24 protein-coding genes are annotated in these 19,418 nt (G+C 58.2%); 12 read left to right on the forward strand and 12 right to left on the reverse strand.

The window, feature by feature from the left end; all coding sequences use genetic code 11:
• Positions 1–570, forward strand: coding sequence for a DUF6151 family protein (locus C8N31_RS13640; RefSeq protein WP_025047663.1), 570 nt, complete (start codon positions 1–3; stop codon positions 568–570).
• Between the two features lie 7 nt (positions 571–577).
• On the opposite strand, the gene C8N31_RS13645 is transcribed toward C8N31_RS13640, so the two are convergent.
• From C8N31_RS13645 to C8N31_RS13675, 7 genes are all read right to left on the reverse strand, one after another.
• Positions 578–1,288: an alpha/beta fold hydrolase gene (locus C8N31_RS13645; protein WP_025047664.1), complete on the reverse strand. Its 711-nt coding sequence runs from the start codon at positions 1,286–1,288 to the stop codon at positions 578–580.
• A 98-nt stretch (positions 1,289–1,386) separates the two neighbouring features.
• Positions 1,387–2,004 (reverse strand): hypothetical protein, encoded by a 618-nt coding sequence (locus C8N31_RS13650; RefSeq protein WP_025047665.1) that lies wholly within the window; start codon positions 2,002–2,004, stop codon positions 1,387–1,389.
• 17 nt (positions 2,005–2,021) lie between these two features.
• Complete coding sequence (locus C8N31_RS13655) at positions 2,022–2,450, reverse strand: VOC family protein (RefSeq protein WP_025047666.1); 429 nt, start codon at positions 2,448–2,450, stop codon at positions 2,022–2,024.
• A gap of 15 nt (positions 2,451–2,465) precedes the next feature.
• Positions 2,466–3,218 (reverse strand): alpha/beta hydrolase, encoded by a 753-nt coding sequence (locus C8N31_RS13660; RefSeq protein ID WP_025047667.1) that lies wholly within the window; start codon positions 3,216–3,218, stop codon positions 2,466–2,468.
• A gap of 70 nt (positions 3,219–3,288) precedes the next feature.
• The gene (locus C8N31_RS13665; RefSeq protein ID WP_025047668.1) at positions 3,289–3,534 is read right to left on the reverse strand and encodes a hypothetical protein; all 246 of its coding nucleotides are present in this window, start codon (positions 3,532–3,534) and stop codon (positions 3,289–3,291) included.
• Positions 3,535–3,651: 117 nt separating this feature from the next.
• The gene (locus tag C8N31_RS13670) at positions 3,652–4,911 is read right to left on the reverse strand and encodes an MFS transporter (RefSeq protein WP_025047669.1); all 1,260 of its coding nucleotides are present in this window, start codon (positions 4,909–4,911) and stop codon (positions 3,652–3,654) included.
• 59 nt (positions 4,912–4,970) lie between these two features.
• A complete protein-coding gene (locus tag C8N31_RS13675; RefSeq protein ID WP_025047670.1) occupies positions 4,971–5,792 on the reverse strand; it encodes a creatininase family protein in 822 nt (273 codons plus the stop codon).
• A 239-nt stretch (positions 5,793–6,031) separates the two neighbouring features.
• Here C8N31_RS13675 and thrS point away from each other — a divergent pair, with 239 nt between their 5' ends.
• The 5 genes from thrS (at position 6,032) to C8N31_RS13700 (ending at position 10,714) form a co-directional block, all read left to right on the forward strand.
• Positions 6,032–7,978, forward strand: coding sequence for a threonine--tRNA ligase (thrS, locus tag C8N31_RS13680; RefSeq protein ID WP_025047671.1), 1,947 nt, complete (start codon positions 6,032–6,034; stop codon positions 7,976–7,978).
• Positions 7,979–8,206: 228 nt separating this feature from the next.
• On the forward strand, positions 8,207–8,509 hold the full coding sequence (locus tag C8N31_RS13685) for a BufA1 family periplasmic bufferin-type metallophore (RefSeq protein ID WP_025047672.1): 303 nt from the start codon (positions 8,207–8,209) through the stop codon (positions 8,507–8,509).
• A gap of 64 nt (positions 8,510–8,573) precedes the next feature.
• Positions 8,574–9,422, forward strand: a complete 849-nt coding sequence (gene bufB, locus C8N31_RS13690; RefSeq protein ID WP_025047673.1) for an MNIO family bufferin maturase — start codon at positions 8,574–8,576, stop codon at positions 9,420–9,422.
• Positions 9,419–10,162 carry an HvfC/BufC N-terminal domain-containing protein gene (locus tag C8N31_RS13695; RefSeq protein ID WP_025047674.1) on the forward strand — a complete coding sequence of 248 codons (744 nt, stop codon included), beginning with the start codon at positions 9,419–9,421 and terminating at the stop codon, positions 10,160–10,162. Before bufB ends, C8N31_RS13695 begins: the two co-directional genes overlap by 4 nt.
• A gap of 9 nt (positions 10,163–10,171) precedes the next feature.
• Positions 10,172–10,714 carry a DoxX family protein gene (locus C8N31_RS13700; protein WP_025047675.1) on the forward strand — a complete coding sequence of 181 codons (543 nt, stop codon included), beginning with the start codon at positions 10,172–10,174 and terminating at the stop codon, positions 10,712–10,714.
• Positions 10,715–10,760: 46 nt separating this feature from the next.
• On the opposite strand, the gene C8N31_RS13705 is transcribed toward C8N31_RS13700, so the two are convergent.
• Positions 10,761–11,081, reverse strand: coding sequence for an ArsC/Spx/MgsR family protein (locus C8N31_RS13705; RefSeq protein ID WP_025047676.1), 321 nt, complete (start codon positions 11,079–11,081; stop codon positions 10,761–10,763).
• Between the two features lie 176 nt (positions 11,082–11,257).
• Between C8N31_RS13705 and C8N31_RS13710 the strand changes: the two genes are divergently transcribed.
• Positions 11,258–11,464 carry a cold-shock protein gene (locus C8N31_RS13710; RefSeq protein ID WP_025047677.1) on the forward strand — a complete coding sequence of 69 codons (207 nt, stop codon included), beginning with the start codon at positions 11,258–11,260 and terminating at the stop codon, positions 11,462–11,464.
• A gap of 71 nt (positions 11,465–11,535) precedes the next feature.
• On the opposite strand, the gene C8N31_RS13715 is transcribed toward C8N31_RS13710, so the two are convergent.
• The 3 genes from C8N31_RS13715 to thyX form a co-directional block, all read right to left on the reverse strand.
• Positions 11,536–12,720, reverse strand: a complete 1,185-nt coding sequence (locus C8N31_RS13715) for a cytochrome P450 (protein ID WP_025047678.1) — start codon at positions 12,718–12,720, stop codon at positions 11,536–11,538.
• A gap of 43 nt (positions 12,721–12,763) precedes the next feature.
• A complete protein-coding gene (locus tag C8N31_RS13720) occupies positions 12,764–13,087 on the reverse strand; it encodes a TraR/DksA family transcriptional regulator (RefSeq protein ID WP_025047679.1) in 324 nt (107 codons plus the stop codon).
• Positions 13,088–13,307: 220 nt separating this feature from the next.
• Positions 13,308–14,222 (reverse strand): FAD-dependent thymidylate synthase, encoded by a 915-nt coding sequence (thyX, locus tag C8N31_RS13725; RefSeq protein WP_025047680.1) that lies wholly within the window; start codon positions 14,220–14,222, stop codon positions 13,308–13,310.
• A gap of 213 nt (positions 14,223–14,435) precedes the next feature.
• On the opposite strand from thyX, the gene C8N31_RS13735 reads away from it, so the two are divergent.
• The 5 genes from C8N31_RS13735 to C8N31_RS13755 all read left to right on the forward strand — a co-directional run bounded on the left by C8N31_RS13735 (position 14,436) and on the right by C8N31_RS13755 (position 18,834).
• Complete coding sequence (locus C8N31_RS13735; RefSeq protein WP_025047682.1) at positions 14,436–15,473, forward strand: hypothetical protein; 1,038 nt, start codon at positions 14,436–14,438, stop codon at positions 15,471–15,473.
• Entirely contained in the window at positions 15,474–16,868 is a 1,395-nt protein-coding gene (locus C8N31_RS13740) for a surface lipoprotein assembly modifier (protein WP_025047683.1), read from the forward strand.
• Positions 16,869–16,964: 96 nt separating this feature from the next.
• Positions 16,965–17,399, forward strand: coding sequence for a VOC family protein (locus C8N31_RS13745; protein WP_025047684.1), 435 nt, complete (start codon positions 16,965–16,967; stop codon positions 17,397–17,399).
• Positions 17,366–18,109, forward strand: coding sequence for a DUF1194 domain-containing protein (locus C8N31_RS13750; protein WP_420834945.1), 744 nt, complete (start codon positions 17,366–17,368; stop codon positions 18,107–18,109). Before C8N31_RS13745 ends, C8N31_RS13750 begins: the two co-directional genes overlap by 34 nt.
• Positions 18,106–18,834 carry a DUF1194 domain-containing protein gene (locus C8N31_RS13755; protein ID WP_025047686.1) on the forward strand — a complete coding sequence of 243 codons (729 nt, stop codon included), beginning with the start codon at positions 18,106–18,108 and terminating at the stop codon, positions 18,832–18,834. The genes C8N31_RS13750 and C8N31_RS13755 overlap by 4 nt, the downstream gene beginning before the upstream one ends.
• Here the strand turns inward: C8N31_RS13755 and C8N31_RS13760 are convergent.
• Positions 18,831–19,331: a MarR family winged helix-turn-helix transcriptional regulator gene (locus C8N31_RS13760; RefSeq protein WP_025047687.1), complete on the reverse strand. Its 501-nt coding sequence runs from the start codon at positions 19,329–19,331 to the stop codon at positions 18,831–18,833. The two genes, C8N31_RS13755 and C8N31_RS13760, sit on opposite strands and share 4 nt — an antisense overlap.
• Between the last annotated feature and the right edge of the window lie 87 nt (positions 19,332–19,418).

The raw sequence follows: 19,418 nt of genomic DNA on the forward strand, positions 1-19,418 counted from the left end.
TTGACCGATCTGCCTTTCTCCTGCCGATGCGGTCAGGTGAAAGGCACTCTGCATGATGCTCGTCCCAACACCGGAACTCACGTCCGCTGTTTTTGCAGCTCGTGCCGGGCGGCGATGATCCACACAGGCGATCCTGATCCCGGCGATCAAGGCGTGACGCTGTTTCAGACAACACCGGACAAAATCAGCTTTCAGCAAGGGCAAGATCGGCTGGCGGTGTTCTCTTTTGGACCCAAAAACATCCTGCGCTGGCAGGCGTCATGCTGCAACGCGGCGCTATTCACCACACTTCGCAGCCCCAAGATACCATTGGCCGCACTCATCATCCGGCGCTTGGCAGACGCCACCGCCATCGGTCCGGTGAAAGCGCAAGCCTTTGTCCCTCAGCCCGATGGCACCCGCCAACATCAGGGAAAAATGGCATTGTTTGGGGGCGTTCTACGGCGCGGTTTGATCGCTCGGCTGACCGGCCGTTGGAAAAACACGCCCTTTTTTGATATCAAAACCCGAATGCCTACGGCCCCCGTAAAGGTTCTGCCTCAAGAAACCCGCACAAACCTAATTGACTAGCGTCACCTCAGCGCAGGATCACCGGCAGCCCCATCCATTCGCGCAGCGCCGCGGTGGTTTCCATCGGCTGTTCCAACATCGGATAATGGCCGGAGTTTTCTAACACCGTCAGCTTGGCCGACGGGATCAGCTCCGCCATAAAACTGTGCCGTTTGACCGGGCACAACGCATCATGCACCCCGCAGAGCACCAGCGCAGGCACTTTGCATTTGCGCAAGACCGCCTGTTGATCCCGCCGCCGCTGCATTGCACGCGATTGCCGAATGAACACATCCGCACCCAGCACCTCGGCCATATCCGCCACCAATGCCATCACTTCCATCCGCTGTGGACCCGGAGCCAGATGATCAGGCGACAGCGCGGTGCTCATCACTTCGGCCATGCGACCAGACCGTGCCTTCACGATCTCGGGCTCGCGATTGGCCGCCATCACCGGCGTTTCCGCCAACGGATTGGCCCCCATGAGCGCAATCCGCGAGACACGGTTTTCGGCGCGGCGCAGGATTTCCATCGCAACAACCGCCCCCAGGTCGCTGCCCAGCAAGGCAAACCGTTGCGGGAGCATCTCAAGCAAGCTTGAGGCAATTTCCTCCACCCGTTCGCCTTGGGTGACCGGAGCGACCATGATCGGCATTTCCGATGACAATTCAGCGATCTGCGGGCCAAACAAACGTGCATCGCACATCATTCCCGGCAGCAGAACCAACGGTTCAACCATAGATCACCATGCAATCACTTGAATATTGGGTCATTTTGCCCTGCCTGCCTGTTTTCCTAGCTATAGCACGCGCGGGCCGTCCCGCAATGCGGCGCGTGTCAAAGTGGCAAAGCAATGCCCTTGAACGGTGGAAAATCAGCATAGGCTTTTTGCCGCTCTGCCAAAGTGACCTTTGGCGTGTCTCCGGCCCGCAAAAGCGTGCCACGCGGCGCGATATAGCTCGAGATTGTGCGCAGCGGTTTGGGCCGCCAGACAAGGTTGAACGCCGCCAGCTTGGGGAAGAACCACATCTCTGAATAGGGCAGATGGTCATGTACCCACCACGCCAGATCACGCCAGTCGCGCCCATCGGCATAGCGGTCCGCAAACCACGGGATCACCACCGAGGCACCGGCAATGGCCGCATCGCCAACACCGCGATCCCAGATATGGCACTCCAGCGGGTTGTCGTTGCGGGCGCAATTCAGCCGGTTTTCATTGCCGTACCGGTTCAAGTCCGGCGACCGATAGCCCGACCGCACAGCCACCCGGCCAAAGGTCTGTTCCAACGGGTCAAGGAGAGACCTGCAAAACGCTTTGCCATTCTCAATCACCAGGTCGGGGTTTTCCGGCACATTCGGCACCCCGTGAAACCCCGAGATTTCCGAATACATAAAATCCCGCATGTAGAAATATTTGGACAGGCGCACCCGGCCAAAGGTCTCAAGGCTCCACATGCTGGCCGGTTTGCGCATCAGCCGTATCCGTTCCAGCGAAATTCGCCCTTTGGCCCCAGCGCAGAGAACGGGTTATGCGCGACCTCCCAGATGTGCCCTTCGGGGTCGGCAAAGTATCCGATGTGACCGCCCCAGAAAATATCATGTGCCGGTTTCAAGATACGCCCGCCCGCAGCCTCTGCCGCGGCCAAAAGTGGTGCGACGTCTTCCTTGTTCGGCACGTTGTAGGAAAAGGTTGATGCGCCGCGCCCCAATTCTTCGGGCAGCAGACCAATGTCATCGGCAAGTTTTTCCAGCGGGTAAATTCCCAAGGTCTGACCAATCAGATCATAGGCAATGACCCCATCGGGGCTGTCCTCACGCGACCATCCGAGGGCATCATAAAACGCCGCCAATGCGGTGGGGTCTTTGGCGCCCAGAGTGATCAGGGAAATACGTTGATCCAATTTACTTATTCCTTTTCAAATATTTGCCGCCAAAACCTCTTCAATGGCACCAAGAATAAGATCAAGGCACGGCCCGTCCGAAAACCGGTGGTCGGCGTCCTTGACCAGTTTCAGCTGCATATCCGGCCCTGTGGCATGTTCAAGCAGCCGCACCGCCGTTTCGACACTGACAGCGGTGTCAGCCGTGCCTTGAAGGAACCGTACCGGAAACGGCAGATCCAGATCATCGCGCAACACCAATTGCTTGCGCCCGTCCTCAATCATCCGGCCCGTGATGATGTAAGGTTCCATATAATCGGACGGCAGTTCGACCTGCCCGGTCTCCGCCAATTGTTGTTTCTGCGCGTCGGTGAAATTGGCCCAATAGCCGTCTTCGGTGAAATCCGGCGCGGCGGCGATGGTCACCAAACCTGCCAAACGCTTTGGCATGGCACGCGCCAGCAAAAGCGCCTGCCAGCCGCCCATGGAAGACCCCACGGGCAAGATTGGCCCTTCGGTCAACTCGGCCACCACCTCTGCCGTGTCTTCGGCCCAATCCCCGATGCAGCCATCCGTGAAACTTCCCGAAGATTCGCCATGACCGGAGTAGTCAAAACGCAAAAAGGCGCGGCCCTGCGCCTGCGCCCATTCTTCAAGAAACACCGCCTTGGTGCCCATCATGTCGGATTTGAGACCGCCCAGAAATACCACACAGGGGCCGCGCCCTTGGGTCAGGTGATAGGCCAATTTGCGGCCCTGTCTGGTGATCAAAAAAGAAGTGTCGCCCATCTGCGTCCCCGGTGTTTTGCGCCATCATGCGCCGCACCGGGGCGGAGGGCAACCACCTCAGAACATTGGTTCAGCCGCCGATATAGGTGGCTGTCTTGGGGCGATAAAAAACCTTTTGATCGTGCATGCGGCCCAACAGTTCTTCGCCTGCGCGTTGATCAGCTTCGATCACCCGGATCGATTCTATATCCGCCGGATCCTGATTGCCCAACGCCAGCCGCATCTTGCTCAGCTCACGGCCCCGCGCCCGCAGCGCCTCTTCGATCAATTCAACGTCACTAACCGACAGGTCAAAGTTGCGATTATAGCTTGCCATTCTGCTCATCCCCCAAGGAAAGGTCGGGGCTGCGTTGCACGGCCCCTATGTCGTAAATATAGCCTGATACGTCGTAGTCAATCCATACCTGTGGATCATTTGACGCAGGCACCGTGGCTATTCGACCTCAGGCAGCCCTTTTGCCACAGCTGCCGCAGCCACGGCCATGGCCGCAAAAACCACCAAGGTCGCCTGCGGTCCGATCATCGCCGCGCCGCCGCCGATCACCCCGGCCAATAACAACAGACCGCCGATCACCGTATTGCTCACTGCGGCAAAGGCCGCCCTTTGATCTGCGGGTGCGAGGTCGACCAAATAGGTGGAGCGCCCCTGCCGCACCCCGTGATAGGCAATCATCAACACAAAAAGCACAACCGGCATCGCCCAGAATGCTGTCGCCAACCCGGCAAGCCACAGGCCCACGGCGGCACACATTGCAGCCGCGCCCGTGCCGCCTGCCAGCATCAGAACCTTGCGGCTGGACCTGTCAGACAAACGGCCCCAGACATAAGAACTGATCAAGGAGGCCAGCGCCGAGGCCAGAACCAATGCGCCAAGCCGTCCAAGGCCGCTGCCCTGTGATTGTCCAGCAAGGATCACCAAATAGGGCGGCGCCAACGCGGTCGAGACCAAAAGCCCCCGCACCAAAACAAACCGGCGCAGATCGGCGTTGTCCCGCAACACTGCAAATCCGGCTGATCGTGCAGCGGTCGCCTCGCTTGGCGCTTCTTCAAGGCTTGAAAATAACAGCGCCGCGGCCAGCCAAAGGCCCGCCGCCAGCGCGATGGCCAAGATGATCGCCGCGCGGTTTTGCGCAAGCCCCGACAACAGGAGCCCCGCAAAAACCAACACCGCGACTGAGGCGAAAGATCCGGCAAGCCCGGTCACCGCCCCGCGCCGGGTTTTGGCGACAGTTTTCCCCAGAATATCCTTGTAGGACACCGAACAGGCCGCGCGGCACAACGCCAGCGCGGCAAGTGCCGCACAGATGGCAATGCCCGCCGCGGTGCCTTCGAGAAACAATGCGGCCAGCACGATCAAACCGGCCGCGATCCCCTGCCCGGCGCTGCCAATCACCCAGGCCCATTTGCGCCGTGCCATACCCTGCACCCAAGCCGCCAGCGGCATTTGCGGCAACAGCGCCCCGGCCTCCCGGATCGGGACAAGCGCACCGGCATAGACCGCAGGTGCGCCGAGTGCCGTGAGAAGCCACGCCAACACCAGCTTTGGGTCAATCAGCCCATCCGCAACCTTGGTCATCGACAAAGACATCACATGCCGCAGCCCATTGCGGGCCTCGGCTTGATCAATGTCTTGCACGGCGCCTTCTGCCCCGGTGATCGCGGCAAAGGTCTGCTGGCTGGTCGGATGGGTCATGGGCGGTCCGTTTTGGCTGGCATGTGAGGCTCAACCAGCTAGGGCAACGCCCCGCATCCTCAAGTGCCGGGCCGGAATGCCACACCGCCAGCGCCATCGGCACGCAGATCTTCGGGCGCCGCCCATGTGTCTGGATCAGTGATCATCGCCGCAAGGGCATCCGCGCTCACTTCGATCAGCCGCTCACCCTTATAGGCAGTGGCCCGCGCCGGATTGCCAGCCACGCCATTGCCCGTCAAATGGGTGAAGGGCCGCCAACGATAGGACGCCTTGCCCGCCCTGAGAAAGCTTGGCCCATCAACGGCTTTGCTGGCCAATGCTGCCAGATCGCTGCTGTCCACCAGATCCCCCTCTAGCGCCATCATCATCGCGGTTTCCGCCTCGCAGGCGTGTTGCATACCGTCCTGATCCTCAAGAATACCGCGCAATTCTTCTGCCGCCTCAGCCGGATAGGTAGTGGCAACCAATGTTGCGTCCACAACCGGTGCCAGTTCGTCACAGATCTGATGCATGGCAATGATATTGCCGCCGTGAGAGTTGGAGATCAGGATATCGCGAAATCCGTGCCGGGTGATCGACACAATCAAATCCTTAACCAAGGCGCGAAACGTTGCATGGCTGATGGTGAGTGTTCCGCCAAAAGGCATGTGATGCTCTGACAGCCCCGACCAGACCACGGGGGTGACAACCACCGGACGGGTGTCACTGGCCTTGCGGGCCGCGCGAATTGCCACTTCATGGCCGAGCCGCGTGTCAGTCATCGTAGGCAGATGTGGGCCATGCTGTTCGATGGAGGCCACGGGCAGGATCACCACCGCATTTTCATCGGCCAAACGGCGCAGATCCTGCGCCTTGAGATTTTGCCATTCCACTTCGATCATCTTGTTCTCCTCTGCCGTCTGGGAATTGCCGGCGCTGCGACAGTCTTGCATGGCCAACTAGACCTGTTCGCCCCATGGGATGCAATCCATCGCCCAGCTGCATCTGTGGCTTTCTGTCCGCTATCCAGCGCAACGTTAACCCAGCACTTGACCTTACCAGCCTGCCACGCCAAACAGCGCCCACACATAACCCGCAACCGGGCGTCTCGTGGGCGCCAAACTGACGAGGAGCGCCCCTGATGGCTCAAATCTCTCTCACCCTTCCCGATGGCAATGCACGCAGCTACGACGCAGGTATCACTGCGGGCGAAGTCGCGGCCGATATCTCCAAATCCCTTGGCAAAAAGGCGATCAGCGCCACCGTGAACGGTGCGCATTTTGATCTGGCATGGCCGATTGAAACAGACGCCGATATCGCCATCCACACCATGGCCGACGAAGACCAAGCCAACGAACTGGTCCGTCACGATCTGGCACATATTATGGCCCGCGCCGTGCAAGAAATCTGGCCAGACACCAAAGTGACCATCGGTCCGGTGATCAAGGACGGCTGGTACTACGACTTTGACCGCAAAGACCCGTTTACCCCCGAAGATCTTGGCCTCATCGAGAAAAAGATGAAGGAAATCATCAACAAGCGTGACCCCGTGCGCACCGAAGTTTGGGACCGCGCCCGCGCGATCAAGCATTACGAGGACAATGGCGAGCCCTATAAGGTTGAACTGATCGACGCGATCCCCGGTGATGAGCCGCTGCGCATGTACTGGCATGGCGACTGGCAGGATCTGTGCCGCGGCCCGCATTTGCAACACACCGGCCAAGTGCCGGGCGATGCCTTCAAACTGATGTCCATCGCTGGCGCCTATTGGCGGGGCGACAGCGACCGCGCCATGCTGCAACGGATCTACGGCGTGGCCTTCACCGGCAAGGAAAAGCTGCGTGCGCATCTGAACATGCTCGAAGAAGCCGCCAAACGCGACCACCGCAAGTTGGGCCGCGAGATGGATCTGTTCCACATGCAGGAAGAGGCCCCCGGACAGGTGTTCTGGCACGCCAATGGCTGGCAAATCTACACCGAGTTGCAAGACTACATGCGCCGCCAGCAACGCAAGGGCGGCTACGTGGAGGTCAACACCCCGCAGGTTGTAGACCGCAAGTTGTGGGAAGCCTCGGGCCACTGGGAAAAATATCAAGAAAACATGTTTATCGTCGAAGTGGACGAAGAGCATGCCCGCGAGAAAGCCGTCAACGCGCTCAAGCCGATGAACTGCCCCTGCCACGTACAGATCTTTAACCAAGGTCTGAAATCCTATCGCGATCTGCCGCTGCGGATGGCGGAATTTGGCTCGTGCAACCGGTATGAGCCATCGGGCGCTTTGCATGGCATCATGCGCGTGCGCGGCTTTACCCAGGACGACGGGCATATTTTCTGCCGTGAGGACCAGATTGAGGCGGAAACCGCCGAATTCATCACCTTCCTCAGCAATATCTACAAAGATCTGGGCTTTGAGAACTTCAGCGTGAAATTCTCGGACCGTCCTGAAACACGCTCTGGCTCGGACGAGGTTTGGGACAAAGCCGAAGAGGCGCTTTTGTCTGCAACCCGCGCCGCCGGGATCGAACCGGAACTGAACCCCGGCGAAGGCGCATTTTATGGCCCGAAGCTGGAGTTTGTCCTGACCGACGCCATTGGCCGTGATTGGCAATGCGGCACCCATCAGGTGGATTTTGTCCTGCCCGAACGGCTTGACGCGACCTATGTCGGTGCAGATGGCGCAAAGCATCACCCCGTGATGCTTCACCGCGCGACATTGGGCAGCTTTGAGCGGTTCATCGGCATCCTGATCGAAGAACACGCCGGCAAACTGCCCTTCTGGCTGGCCCCGCGTCAGGTTGTTGTGGCCTCGATCACATCCGAGGCTGACGATTATGTGGTTGAAGTTGTTGAGACTCTCAAGGCCGCCGGTGTGCGGGCCGAGGCCGACATGCGCAACGAAAAGATCAACTACAAGGTTCGTGAACATTCGGTTGGCAAGGTGCCAGTGATCCTTGCCGTGGGTGGCCGTGAGGTTGAGGAAAAGACCGTATCTGTACGCCGTTTGGGCGAAAAACAGACTTCGGTGCAGGCATTGGCCGATGTCGCTGCGGCGCTTGGCGTTGAGGCCACGCCGCCCGATCTGCGCTGATCGAAGCCTTTGTAACATTCCTCACACGGGGCCGTTTGCGCGGCCCCGTTTTTTGTGGGCCTGTAACATTTCACACGGGCCAAACGCCAAAATCGCAACAAATCCCCCGAATTTTCCGGCAAATCCTGACAGGATCGTGACACACTCCCTCGTGAGTGGTGTTAGCTTGGGTTGAATGCTTTACTATTCCCATCACCCGTTGATTTGACCACTAAAGGAAGTTTTTACATGTCCAACACACTCAAATCCGTCGCGCTTGCAGGCGCCGTTGCCGCAGCAATGACCGCCCAAACCACCACAGCTGAGGCGGCCTCAAAAGAGAAATGCTATGGTGTCTCTCTGGCCGGTGAAAACGACTGTGCCGCAGGTCCAGGCACAACATGCGCGGGTACATCCGTCACCGATTATCAGGGCAACGCCTGGACCTTGGTCGACGCCGGCACATGCGACAGCATTGACCTGCCCGCCATGGCAGACGGTTCCGCGCGCAAAGGCTCGCTCGAAGCACTCGACCGCGACCTGCCTGCATAAGACATTTGTTCCGGGCGGCCCCTGCGGCGGCCCGGAACACCTTTGCTCCACCGGAGGGCGCATCATGCTCGACACGCGGCCCCGATTTGACCAGCTGCCAAATGCAGCCGGAATCGGATACAAACCCCAACATTTTCAAGAGCTTCTGGATGATCCCGGCGCTGTTGAATGGGTTGAGGTTCATGCCGAAAACTACATGGGTGACGGCGGACGCCCCTTGGCCCAGTTGCAGGCTTTGTCAGAAACCTTTGCGATCTCCATTCATGGCGTAGGCCTGTCCATCGGCGGCCAGCAACCGCTTGATAAGGCACATCTAAATCGGCTCAAACGCCTGTGCGACCGCATCAAACCCGCCAGCTTCTCAGAACATCTTGCTTGGTCCACTCATGGCGCGGAATTCATGAATGATCTGCTACCCCTGCCCTATACAGCAGAAACACTGACCCTCGTGAGCGACCATATCAATCAGGTACAGGACACATTGGGCCGTCAAATGCTGCTCGAAAACCCGTCCAGCTATCTGGCTTTTGTCGAGTCCACCTTTTCAGAAGCAGACTTTTTATCAGAAGTTACCCACAAGACCGCCTGCGGTCTCTTGCTGGATGTGAATAATGTCTTCATTTCATCCACAAATCTGGATCTCAGCCCGCAATCCTATATTGATGCCTATCCTACCGACTGTGTTGGCGAGATCCATGTGGGCGGCCATGACGAAGACGAGGATGATTTTGGCGCGCCTCTGTTAATTGACAGCCACGCCAAGCCCGTAGTTGATCCGGTTTGGTCTTTGCTGACCTACGCACTTGCACAAACCGGACCGAAACCGGTTTTGGTGGAGTGGGACAACGATATTCCGCCTTGGCCCACCCTCAGGGACGAAGCCAAACGCGCCGCGATGGCCCTTGCAGGATGACCAAAGCAGAACAATTTCGCGCAGGCTTGCTGGACCCGGCACTGGCGGTCCCAGACGGCCTGATCGACGGCAAAAGCCAACCGGCGGGCCGCAGATATGACGTCTATCGCAACAATGTCACCACCTCGCTTTGTGAGGCGCTCTCAACTGCATTCCCATTGGTCCGCAAGCTGATTGGTCCACAGAATTTCGACAATCTTGCGCCGCTTTTCGTTCGAAACCACCCCCCCAAGTCACCACTCATGATGCACTATGGCATTGATTTTCCAGTATTTATAAAGAACTTCGCACCCCTTGCGCATATTGGATACTTGGCTGACGCTGCGCGGCTTGATCAGGCGCTACGCCGCTCATATCACGCCGCAGATGCCCCAGCCTTTGACCCAAGCGGACTGCAAACCATGGCCCCTGATGCGTTGTCGGAAATGCAAATTCAGCTTGCTCCATCCAGCCTGATATTGCGATCTGAATGGCCTCTCTACGACATCTGGCGGTTCAATAATGAAGATGGCGCTCCCAAACCGCAGGCTGTTGCACAGGATATCCTGATCACTCGGCCAGAATTTGATCCACAGCCATGGTTGCTGCCCTCGGGGGCGGCGATTTGGCTGGAGGCCATGGCCCAAGGCCAGACTTTTGGTGCGGCGCATGACCTCACCTTAGCACAGATGCCTGATTTTGATCTCACCGCCGCTCTTACAACGGCCCTCACATCCCAGGCCTTTAAAGAAACCCCGTAAGGAACTGATATGAAACCTCTTATCTCTCTGCATGACGCAGTCTTTTCCAAACTTGAACAGGCCAATTGGCTGCTTCCAACCCTCGCAAGGTTCCTTTTTGCAGCTGTCCTGCTGGTCTATTTCCTCAACTCCGGCCTCACCAAAATCGGAGATGGGGTGTCTGGTCTGTGGACACCTTCCGTAGGGGCCTACGCCCAAATCTTCCCGCGCGTTCTCGAAGAGGCCGGCTATGACACGGACGCACTTGGACTTTTCCACCGGTTGATCGTGCTGGCAGGAACATGGGCGGAGTTCATTTTGCCTGCATTGATTGTCGTTGGCTTGCTCACCCGCCTTGCAGCCCTCGGAATGATCGGCTTTATCGCGGTGCAATCGCTCACCGACATCTATGGCCACGGTCAGGGCGGCGTATTAGGCGCATGGTTCGACCGTTTTCCAGACGCGGTCATCATGGACCAGAGGGCCTTGTGGGTGCTTTTGTTGTTGGTTCTGGTCGTCAAAGGCGCGGGGCCTTTGTCCTTCGACCGGGCCTTGAAGCGCGGCAGCATCTGACGTTTTAGACAACGCTGGCGCGTCTGTGTCGCGCCAGCCGCCCCCCCTAACTCAATGCTTGAACTTCCTGCTCTATCTCTTTGTTCCAAGACAGGAAAAGTGCGTTATCCACAACAATCAATGGCCGCTTCATCAGGGCCGGATGGGTTTTGATCAACGTCAACGGATCGCCTTGACGCTCTTCCTCGCTCAGCCCTCTCCAAGTCGTGGAACGCGTGTTCAAAAGCGCCGCACCAAATTTCTGATGGGCCGCAGACAACACCGCATCAGGAACGCCATCAACACGTACATCAACAAGTGTAGCTTCGGGCAATGCCTTCATCGCCTTTCGGCATGTATCGCAGTTCTTCAGGCCATATATTTGCATCATTTTCTCTCTTCTTTTGGCGCTCTCTGTGAAATTTGAACAAAATTTTTCGCGATTTACTTGATTTTTCTCCCGATTGCGCAATCCTTTCTACTGTAGGGCGCGCCGGAATGGTTTGGCATAGGCCCTATCCTGTTTCGGCAGGCCTATGAAAGACTAAAGGAGGCGCGGATATTATGCCGAATGGCACCGTGAAATGGTTTAACACCACCAAAGGTTACGGATTTATCGCACCAGAAGGTGGCGGCAATGACGTTTTTGTACATATCTCAGCGGTCGAACGCTCTGGCCTGACTGGCCTTGCTGACGATCAGAAGGTCAGTTTCGAACTATCCGAAGGCCGCGACGGCCGTCAAATGGCCTCCGATATAACCCTGTTGTAGCAGCAGATTTGAGCTGTCTGCCTGGCGATTTGGCGCCGCGTTCCGGCGCCAAGCGATTGCTTTTGACGTGCTCATGAAACTGCGCAGGGTAGCGATTGATACCCGTGAAATCTGATGCGTCCGCCACCCACCCGTCCGGAGGCTAGGGCATAATCTGGATAGCGGCGCAAAAAGCGTTCGATCGCAATCCGGCCCTCCATCCGCGCCAGCGTCAGCCCCACGCATACATGTGGCCCTCCGGCAAAGGCAAGGTGCCGGTTTGGCTGCCGCGCTATGTCAAATTCGGCCGGATTATCAAACACATCCGGATCGCGGTTGGCCGCGCCAATGCACAGATGCAGGTTCGTCCCCGGTTGAATTGTTATGCCGCCAATCGTCACCTCTGCGGTCGTCTCGCGATTGCCAAACTGATTTGGTGACCGAAGACGCAGCATCTCTTCCACGGCGGTGTTGATCAGCGATGGATCATCAATCAGCCGCGCCTTTTGCGCTGGATGATCGTTAAGCAAGGCCAGCCCATTGCCAATCAGGTTTGTCGTGGTCTCATGGCCCGCGTTCAGGATAAAAATACAATTCTGGATCAACTCAATCTCGGTCAACTGGCCCGTGTCGTCCCCATTGATCAACCGCGTCAGCACGTCGGTTTCCGGATCACCCGGCTTTGCCGTTCGCCGGGCGATGAGATCCGTGAGGTAAGCTTTGAAATCGCGCACCGCTTGATGGCCGGTCTCAAGCTGTTCCGGGCTCAACACCGGCTCCAACGCACCTAGGATCGACAGGGACCAATCCCGCAGGGGGCCGCGTTCCTCCATCGGGACATCCAGCAGATTACCGATGATTTGAATGGGGATCGTAGAGGCAAAATCTTCAATAAGGTCAGCGTGTTGCGGCATGACATTCAACAAGTGATCGACCGTTTCGATTAACCCCGGCTCCATCCGTGCCAAGGCTTTGGGCGTCAGGGCCGATGTCATGATCCGCCGCACCCGCGTGTGCAGAGGCGGGTCGTTGAACACCAGCGACGTGGTGTGATGTTCGAATAATGGGGTATCCAGCCCGAATTTGGGGGTAAATGCCGCCTTTTTGTCCGAAATATACGTGGTGGTGTCGCGGTAGATCGCGTTCAAATCGGCATGTTTGCAGATCAGTACAGAGCCGTCGGGCTGCGTCAGAACCGGGCTTTCTGCGAGCAGGCGGTCATAATGAGGAAACGGATTGTCAGTGAAATCGGCGGGGGGATTGGCAAGGTCAAACATGGCGGCAGTCTGGCTTTTGCCGCGCCGGTGTCAATGTGGCGCGTTACCCTCCGCGCATGCAATCGCGGCATTTCGGGATCGACGGATCCGCAGCAAGGCGGGCATCCTCGACCGCCTCGCCGCAATCGGTGCAAAAGCCGTATTCCCCCTCTTCCAACCTGTGCAGCGCCGCATTGATACGCAGTCGTTCTGCGCCACGCCGCCGCGCATGTGCCTGTGCCATCGCCTGATTTTGCAGGGCATCCATCCGCGAAAGCCGGCCAACCGCCTGTTGATCCAGCTCAACGGTCTTTTGTCCGTCAAGGCCAGCGGCATCTTCGGCATCAAGCGCCTCAAGCCGGGCATGCAGAGCGGTTTTTGGATCCATGCAATTTGGTAGGGCGGGGTTCACCCTGCCGTCAAGGGCATGGTGCAGGCATCGCCGGGCAGCGAACGACCTGGAGGGCGCCTCCCCCCTCCACGCGGCAACGGGGCCGCGCAAAATGCACAGCTTTCATGAGGTGTGATCCGGTGCAAAAGCGCCCTCTTGGGGGAGGTCGGGCGCTGCCCGGCGGTGCCGGGCGGGGTGGGTGGTGACGGTGAGCCGCTCAAGCAGGAGCGTTCAAAACCCCCTCAAACTCCCGCCATTCGCCTTTGCTCATGCCGGAGTTCTCCTGCGTGACCGCCTCGCCCTTGAGCATCCGGCGCAGGCAATCCAGCGCCTTGCCAGACAGTGTCGCGCCGCCCAGACGATAGTCCTCAAACGCGCCGTAAGCCGCTGGCACCCAGTCGGCCACCACCTTGCAGATCGCATCGGCATAAACCCGGATCTCATATTGCGCATGTGCATCTGCCCGCAGGCGTAAGAAGTGGAAAAGATTGTGCAAATCCACCTTCCAGTACCATTGTGTATAGATGTTTGCCGGCAGGTTCATCCGCGCCAATTCGCGGGCCAGACCGTCCTGACCCTCGTCCGAGATCATCTCTTGGTAATGGTCATAAGCACGGCTGCTGTCGGCCTTGAGGATCTCCAGCACACGGGCCGCTTCTTCGCCTTCAAGCAGGCCGCCCCGGCCCTGATTGTTCACCGTGCTTTGTGCGTTGATATGCTCGGGCGCGGGGATGTAAAATTCGCGGTCAAGAATGGAATAACGGGCGGAATACTCATTCACATTGGCGGTGCGGTGGCGGATCCATTGCCGCGCCACAAACACCGGCAGTTTCACATGCAGCTTGATCTCGCACATCTCGAACGGGGTCGAATGCCAATGCCGCATCAGATAGCGGATCAACCCTTCGTCGTTTTGCACCGATTTGGTGCCCTTGCCATAGCTGACACGCGCCGCCTGACAGATCGCGGCGTCATCGCCCATATAGTCGATCACCCGGATAAATCCGTGATCCAGCACCTCATGCGCCTTGTACAGATGCGCCTCCATCCCCGGCACGGTGGCCCGCAAAGTAGGCTGGCTTTCGCTGCGCAGGGCGTCGATCTCGGCTTGTTGGTCGGGGGACAGGGGCATGACGGGCGGTCCTTTTGAGGCACTCATGGGTGGAATGGATTCGCAGATCACTATATCTGCGCAAATCCACCTGAGGAACCGCCATATGCGGTATTGTTTTTTGACCACCCTTGGAAAGTTATTCAACCATGAGGGATGCAGCAGCGTTGACAAAACCGCCCCCGGTTTGAGACTGTTGGCCAAAATAAAACACAGAGCTGAAGGCAGGCTATCATGAAAATCAATGCAGCGGGGCTCTTGCTCTGTACCTTTCTTGTTGGATGTGGCGGCACGCCCCCTTTCAATGCCGATGAACCTGATGAGACGGAAGAGCCAACGACAGGCGGCACGATCGACAGCGATCGCACCCTGCCGCCCGGCACTACATCGCCGCAGCCCTCCAACACGATTTTCCGCAAAGAGGCGGTGAATGAGACCGGCAATGGCTTTGCCGAAGGCGTGGCCTACAACTCTACCGATGACACATTCACGGTCGACAACCTGCCCTTCGATGGTGGTTCCGATACGCCCTATGTGCGCGGCGAAGCTGTCAGCAGCCTTGGGCCATATGCCGTCTATGAGGCGGTGCAGCAGTACCCGGACACACAAACCAACGCCTCCATCAACCAATTCCGCCATCGGGCGATTTATGGGGTGAGCAACAGCGGTAACACCGAATTTGCCATCGTGCGCACCGGCGCCTACGTTGGCTACGGATTTGGCGGTTTTGTCTACGAACGCAACGGATCAGTTGTGCTGCCCACCACCGGTCAGGCACTGTACAACGGTCAAGGCGCGGGCCTGCGCGACTACAACGGGCGCGGCGGGCTGGAATACACCACATCCGACGTGCAGATCGCCATCGACTTTGATGATTTTAACCAAACAACCGGCCGCTACGAAGGCGCAGTGGATGGATTTGTATTCAACCGCAAGGTCTACAACCTCGCTGGCGAAGACATCACCAGCGATATCTACGGCCGCGTTGCTGCGGCAAGCGATGCCACACTGACGGCGATCCCGACGGCTGTTTTCACCGTTTCAACCAATGCACTTGATGCCAACGGCGAGATCACCGGCGCGCTCACGTCCCGCTTTGGCAACAACAGCGGCCAGGCTGTCGACTATGAGAATGGCCAATACTATGGCATCATCTCTGGTGACGATGCCGAGGAAATTGTTGGCATCATTGTCTTGGAATCAGGCGAAGATCCAACCGCTGACGGTGTCCGCGAAACCCTTGGTTTCACGATCTATCGCGGAAGTCAGTAAATGCCCAAGCGGCGCCCCTTTTACAGGAGCGCGGCCATCATCGGGATCTTGGCCTGTCTGACGGGCCTGCCTGCGGCTGCGCAAGTCACGTTGGATGCCCCTGCCCTGCGGCAGGCGGCGACCTTGGCCTTGCGTGCAGGCGATGCGCAGCGGGCCAAGGTCTATGCCGAGGCGTTGCTCACCCGCGATGCCAATGATCTGAACGCCCACCTGATCCACGCGCGGGCTCTGCGTGATCTGGGGCAAGTCGCCCCTGCACGCACAGCGGCAAAACGGGCGTGGCGGCTGGCAAAAACCGACGCTGAAAAATACTCAGCCGCGCTGATCACCGCTCAGGTGTTGTCAACAGCCGGCAAACGCACCCGTGCCCAGCTTTGGCTGCGCCGCGCGGCGGAACATGCCCCCAATGATTTGCTGCGGGCACGGGCAGAGCGAGACTTCAAATACGTCAAGAAACGCAATCCCTGGCACACCAGCCTGACGTTCACACTGGCCCCCAACTCGAACATAAACAACGGAAGCGCCCAGGACCGATCCGAGCTGAACTATGCCATCAGCGAGATTCTTTTTGGCCAGCCCATCGAATACAATCTGACCGGCAGCGCCCTCGCGCTCAGCGGGCTGGAGATCGGCGGCAGCCTGCGCACCCGCTATCGGTTTCACCAAACCCCAGTGACCGCCCATGATGTGAAACTTGGCCTATCCTATCGCACCTTTGCCCTCTCGGGCAGCGCCAAAAACACCGCGCCAAACGCATCCGGCTCGGACTTTGCCTTTGGAACGGCGACGCTTGGTTACGGCTTTCGGCGCATCAACTATGACCGCAAGGGCGAGTTTTCCTTTGACGGCGAGTTGGGTCAATCGTGGTATGGCGGATCACAATATGCCAGTTATCTGCGCGGTGCCGCCTTTCAAAGCTTTAGCCCTAGTCGCACCCAGAGATACCGCTTTGGCATTGATATCGAACGGCAATTTGGTCAGGCCACACCAGATCTCGACAGCGTCGCTCTGCGCGGCAGCCTGACCCAGCGCCTCAAATCCGGCGATACGCTTTATCTTGGGCTGAGCGGGGAAACCACGCATTCCGCCGAAAAGGACGCCGAATATAACGAGGTCGAGTTGCGCACAGGCTATGTCTTGCACAGGCCAATCATGGGGGCGGATGTACAATTTGGCCTTGGCGCGGCCTACCGCGATTATGACGTGTCCCGCCACGCAGCAGATGGCAGGCAGGACCACAAGATTTTTGCAGATGTCACCGCCACCTTCCGCCAGATCGATTATTACGGGTTTAACCCTTCCGTGACCCTCAGTGCGTCCAAAACCGACAGCAATATCGGCCTTTATGATGTGAACCGCATCGGGCTGAGCATCGGGATCAAATCGGCCTTCTGAGGGGCGCCGCTTGACGCTCAAAATCCCGCGAGGCGCTGGAATGCGCCGCGGGCTGTGCTAGGTTGTCGCCAACGCAGTGCAACAAAGGACCACAGCATGCCAATCAAATACCTGCACACCATGGTGCGCGTGAAGGATCTGGATAAATCCATCGCATTTTACGAACTTCTCGGGCTTGTTGAGCGCCGCCGCATTGAAAATGAGGGCGGGCGGTTCACGCTGGTGTTCCTCTGCCCTCCCGGTCAGGCCGATGGTCATGCGGACGTGGAATTGACCTACAATTGGGATGGCGACGACGAACTGCCATCCGACAGCCGCCATTTTGGCCATTTGGCCTATACGGTGGATGATATCTATGCAACCTGCCGCCACCTGCAGGAAAACGGCATCACCATCAACCGCCCGCCCCGTGATGGTCGCATGGCTTTTGTCCGCTCGCCCGACAATATCTCGGTCGAATTGTTGCAAGAAGGCGATGCGCAAGAACCCGCAGAACCTTGGGCCAGCATGGAAAACACGGGCCATTGGTGAAATGGCTGACCTCTGTCGCGGCGCTGGCCTTGGCCGCAGCCGCCCCGGCGGAGGCTTCGAACTGCCGTCTGGCGCTTTTGCTGGCGCTGGATGTGTCCAGTTCTGTCGATCCGGTTGAGGATCGTTTGCAGCGCGGCGGCTTGGTTGCCGCGCTCACGTCGCCCGAGGTACAGCGGGCTTTTTTCGCCGCAGATCAAAAGGTTGCACTGTCTGTCTACGAATGGTCGGGACGGTACAATCAAGAAGTGTTGCTGGATTGGACCCTGATCGACGATCTCGAAACCCTTGTGAACACCGCCGAGATCATCGCCAACAGCACCCGAAGCCACAACGAGTTTCCAACCGCGATGGGCTATGCATTGGGTCACGGTGCCAAGTTGTTGCAATCTGCCCCCGAATGCCTGCGCAAGACCCTTGATATGGCCGGTGACGGGCAAAACAACGAAGGGTTCGGGCCGCAAACCGCCTATCGGGAGTTTCCTTTTGACGAGGTGACAGTCAACGGACTGGTGGTGAATGCCGCCGATTTTGAAGGCGAGGTTGGGTTGATCGCCTTCTACCGCGCCGAGGTTTTGCATGGGCCGGGGGCATTTCTGGTGATTGCCGACGGTTTTGAAGATTACGAACGCGCCATGCGGCAAAAGCTGGAGCGGGAACTGACCCCGCCTGCCATTGGCGCCCTGCCGCGGCCCGATGGATCGGCGGGATGATCCGCGCCGGGCTGATCGCGCTGGCACTTGCGCTCGCGGCGACCAGTGCAACAGCTGGCTGCCGGCAGGCTTTGGCGCTTGGGTTGGATGTCTCCGGATCGGTGGATGCCAAGGAATACCGCGCGCAACTGGACGGGCTTACATCAGCGCTGAATGATGCAGAAGTGCGCAACAAGATCCTCGAAATGCCCTCAGCGCCGGTGCGCCTGCTGGTCTATGAATGGAGTGGTCCGAGCGATCAGCATGTCTTGCTGCCTTGGACAGCGATTGATCAGTCTGCCGCGCTGGATATCGCGATCGAGACCCTGCGCCAGACCCGCCGCCGCGATTCCACACCCGGTACGGCTCTTGGCGTGGCGATGACATATGGCGCGCGGCAATTGGCGCAACAATCCGATTGCTGGAAACGCACGTTGGATATTTCCGGCGATGGCAAATCCAACCTCGGCCCCCGCCCCCGTGATGTCAAACACCGGATTGAGCGCAGCGGCATCACCATCAACGGGCTGGTGATTGGCGCCGATGCGCCCAATATCGGTGATCTCAGGCAGGCAGAAATATCAGAGCTGTCAGCCTATTACAGTGCAGAAGTGATCCTCGGCCAAGAGGCCTTTGTTCAGGCGGCGCTGGGGTATGACAGTTACGCGGACGCGATGAAACGCAAATTGCTGCGCGAGTTGGAAGGTCTGATCCTGTCCTACCTGCCGCCCCTGCCTGACCGCTAGTAGATATAGCGGATCTGGTCCGTCCAATACCGTTCCATCCGTTTGAGGGAGACCGTGATCTCTGAGACACCCGCAGGGCCAAGCACGCCCTTGTCCTCAAGCCCGTCCGCATGGCGCGCAAACAGCTCTGACACGACGTCGCGAATGTGGCGGCCCTTTTCCGTCAGACGCACCCGCACGGACCGGCGGTCAATCTCACAGCGTTGATGGTGCATGAACCCCATCTCAACCAGCTTTTTCAGGTTATAGCTGACGTTGCTGCCTTGATAATATCCGCGACTTTTCAATTCCCCTGCGGTCACTTCGTTGTCGCCAATGTTAAACAGCAACAGCGCCTGCACTGCGTTGATTTCCAGAACGCCGACCCGCTCAAACTCGTCCTTGATCACGTCAAGCAGCAGCCTGTGAAGCCGCTCAACCAAAGACAGGGCCTCTAGATAGCCCACCATAAAGCCTGAATCATTGGCAGCGCCGGTAACTGATTGTTGAATGCTCATTTGTTTCTCCGACTCAATGTGTTGCCACAGAAAATGGGGAAAAAAGCAGAATAATTCGTTAAACCCTGAAACAGCTTCGGAGGGCGG

This window comes from Sulfitobacter mediterraneus (assembly GCF_003054325.1).
Lineage (GTDB): Bacteria > Pseudomonadota > Alphaproteobacteria > Rhodobacterales > Rhodobacteraceae > Sulfitobacter > Sulfitobacter mediterraneus.

What these genes read in the sequence shown, in the direction of transcription:
- C8N31_RS13645 (WP_025047664.1), bottom strand. Translation starts at nt 1,288, where the DNA reads ATGGTTGAACCGTTGGTTCTGCTGCCGGGAATGATGTGCGATGCACGT.
- C8N31_RS13650 (WP_025047665.1), bottom strand. Translation starts at nt 2,004, where the DNA reads ATGTGGAGCCTTGAGACCTTTGGCCGGGTGCGCCTGTCCAAATATTTC.
- C8N31_RS13660 (WP_025047667.1), bottom strand. Translation starts at nt 3,218, where the DNA reads ATGGGCGACACTTCTTTTTTGATCACCAGACAGGGCCGCAAATTGGCC.
- C8N31_RS13665 (WP_025047668.1), bottom strand. Translation starts at nt 3,534, where the DNA reads ATGGCAAGCTATAATCGCAACTTTGACCTGTCGGTTAGTGACGTTGAA.
- C8N31_RS13670 (WP_025047669.1), bottom strand. Translation starts at nt 4,911, where the DNA reads ATGACCCATCCGACCAGCCAGCAGACCTTTGCCGCGATCACCGGGGCA.
- C8N31_RS13675 (WP_025047670.1), bottom strand. Translation starts at nt 5,792, where the DNA reads ATGATCGAAGTGGAATGGCAAAATCTCAAGGCGCAGGATCTGCGCCGT.
- thrS (WP_025047671.1), top strand. Translation starts at nt 6,032, where the DNA reads ATGGCTCAAATCTCTCTCACCCTTCCCGATGGCAATGCACGCAGCTAC.
- C8N31_RS13685 (WP_025047672.1), top strand. Translation starts at nt 8,207, where the DNA reads ATGTCCAACACACTCAAATCCGTCGCGCTTGCAGGCGCCGTTGCCGCA.
- bufB (WP_025047673.1), top strand. Translation starts at nt 8,574, where the DNA reads ATGCTCGACACGCGGCCCCGATTTGACCAGCTGCCAAATGCAGCCGGA.
- C8N31_RS13695 (WP_025047674.1), top strand. Translation starts at nt 9,419, where the DNA reads ATGACCAAAGCAGAACAATTTCGCGCAGGCTTGCTGGACCCGGCACTG.
- C8N31_RS13700 (WP_025047675.1), top strand. Translation starts at nt 10,172, where the DNA reads ATGAAACCTCTTATCTCTCTGCATGACGCAGTCTTTTCCAAACTTGAA.
- C8N31_RS13705 (WP_025047676.1), bottom strand. Translation starts at nt 11,081, where the DNA reads ATGCAAATATATGGCCTGAAGAACTGCGATACATGCCGAAAGGCGATG.
- C8N31_RS13710 (WP_025047677.1), top strand. Translation starts at nt 11,258, where the DNA reads ATGCCGAATGGCACCGTGAAATGGTTTAACACCACCAAAGGTTACGGA.
- C8N31_RS13715 (WP_025047678.1), bottom strand. Translation starts at nt 12,720, where the DNA reads ATGTTTGACCTTGCCAATCCCCCCGCCGATTTCACTGACAATCCGTTT.
- C8N31_RS13720 (WP_025047679.1), bottom strand. Translation starts at nt 13,087, where the DNA reads ATGGATCCAAAAACCGCTCTGCATGCCCGGCTTGAGGCGCTTGATGCC.
- thyX (WP_025047680.1), bottom strand. Translation starts at nt 14,222, where the DNA reads ATGCCCCTGTCCCCCGACCAACAAGCCGAGATCGACGCCCTGCGCAGC.
- C8N31_RS13735 (WP_025047682.1), top strand. Translation starts at nt 14,436, where the DNA reads ATGAAAATCAATGCAGCGGGGCTCTTGCTCTGTACCTTTCTTGTTGGA.
- C8N31_RS13740 (WP_025047683.1), top strand. Translation starts at nt 15,474, where the DNA reads ATGCCCAAGCGGCGCCCCTTTTACAGGAGCGCGGCCATCATCGGGATC.
- C8N31_RS13745 (WP_025047684.1), top strand. Translation starts at nt 16,965, where the DNA reads ATGCCAATCAAATACCTGCACACCATGGTGCGCGTGAAGGATCTGGAT.
- C8N31_RS13755 (WP_025047686.1), top strand. Translation starts at nt 18,106, where the DNA reads ATGATCCGCGCCGGGCTGATCGCGCTGGCACTTGCGCTCGCGGCGACC.
- C8N31_RS13760 (WP_025047687.1), bottom strand. Translation starts at nt 19,331, where the DNA reads ATGAGCATTCAACAATCAGTTACCGGCGCTGCCAATGATTCAGGCTTT.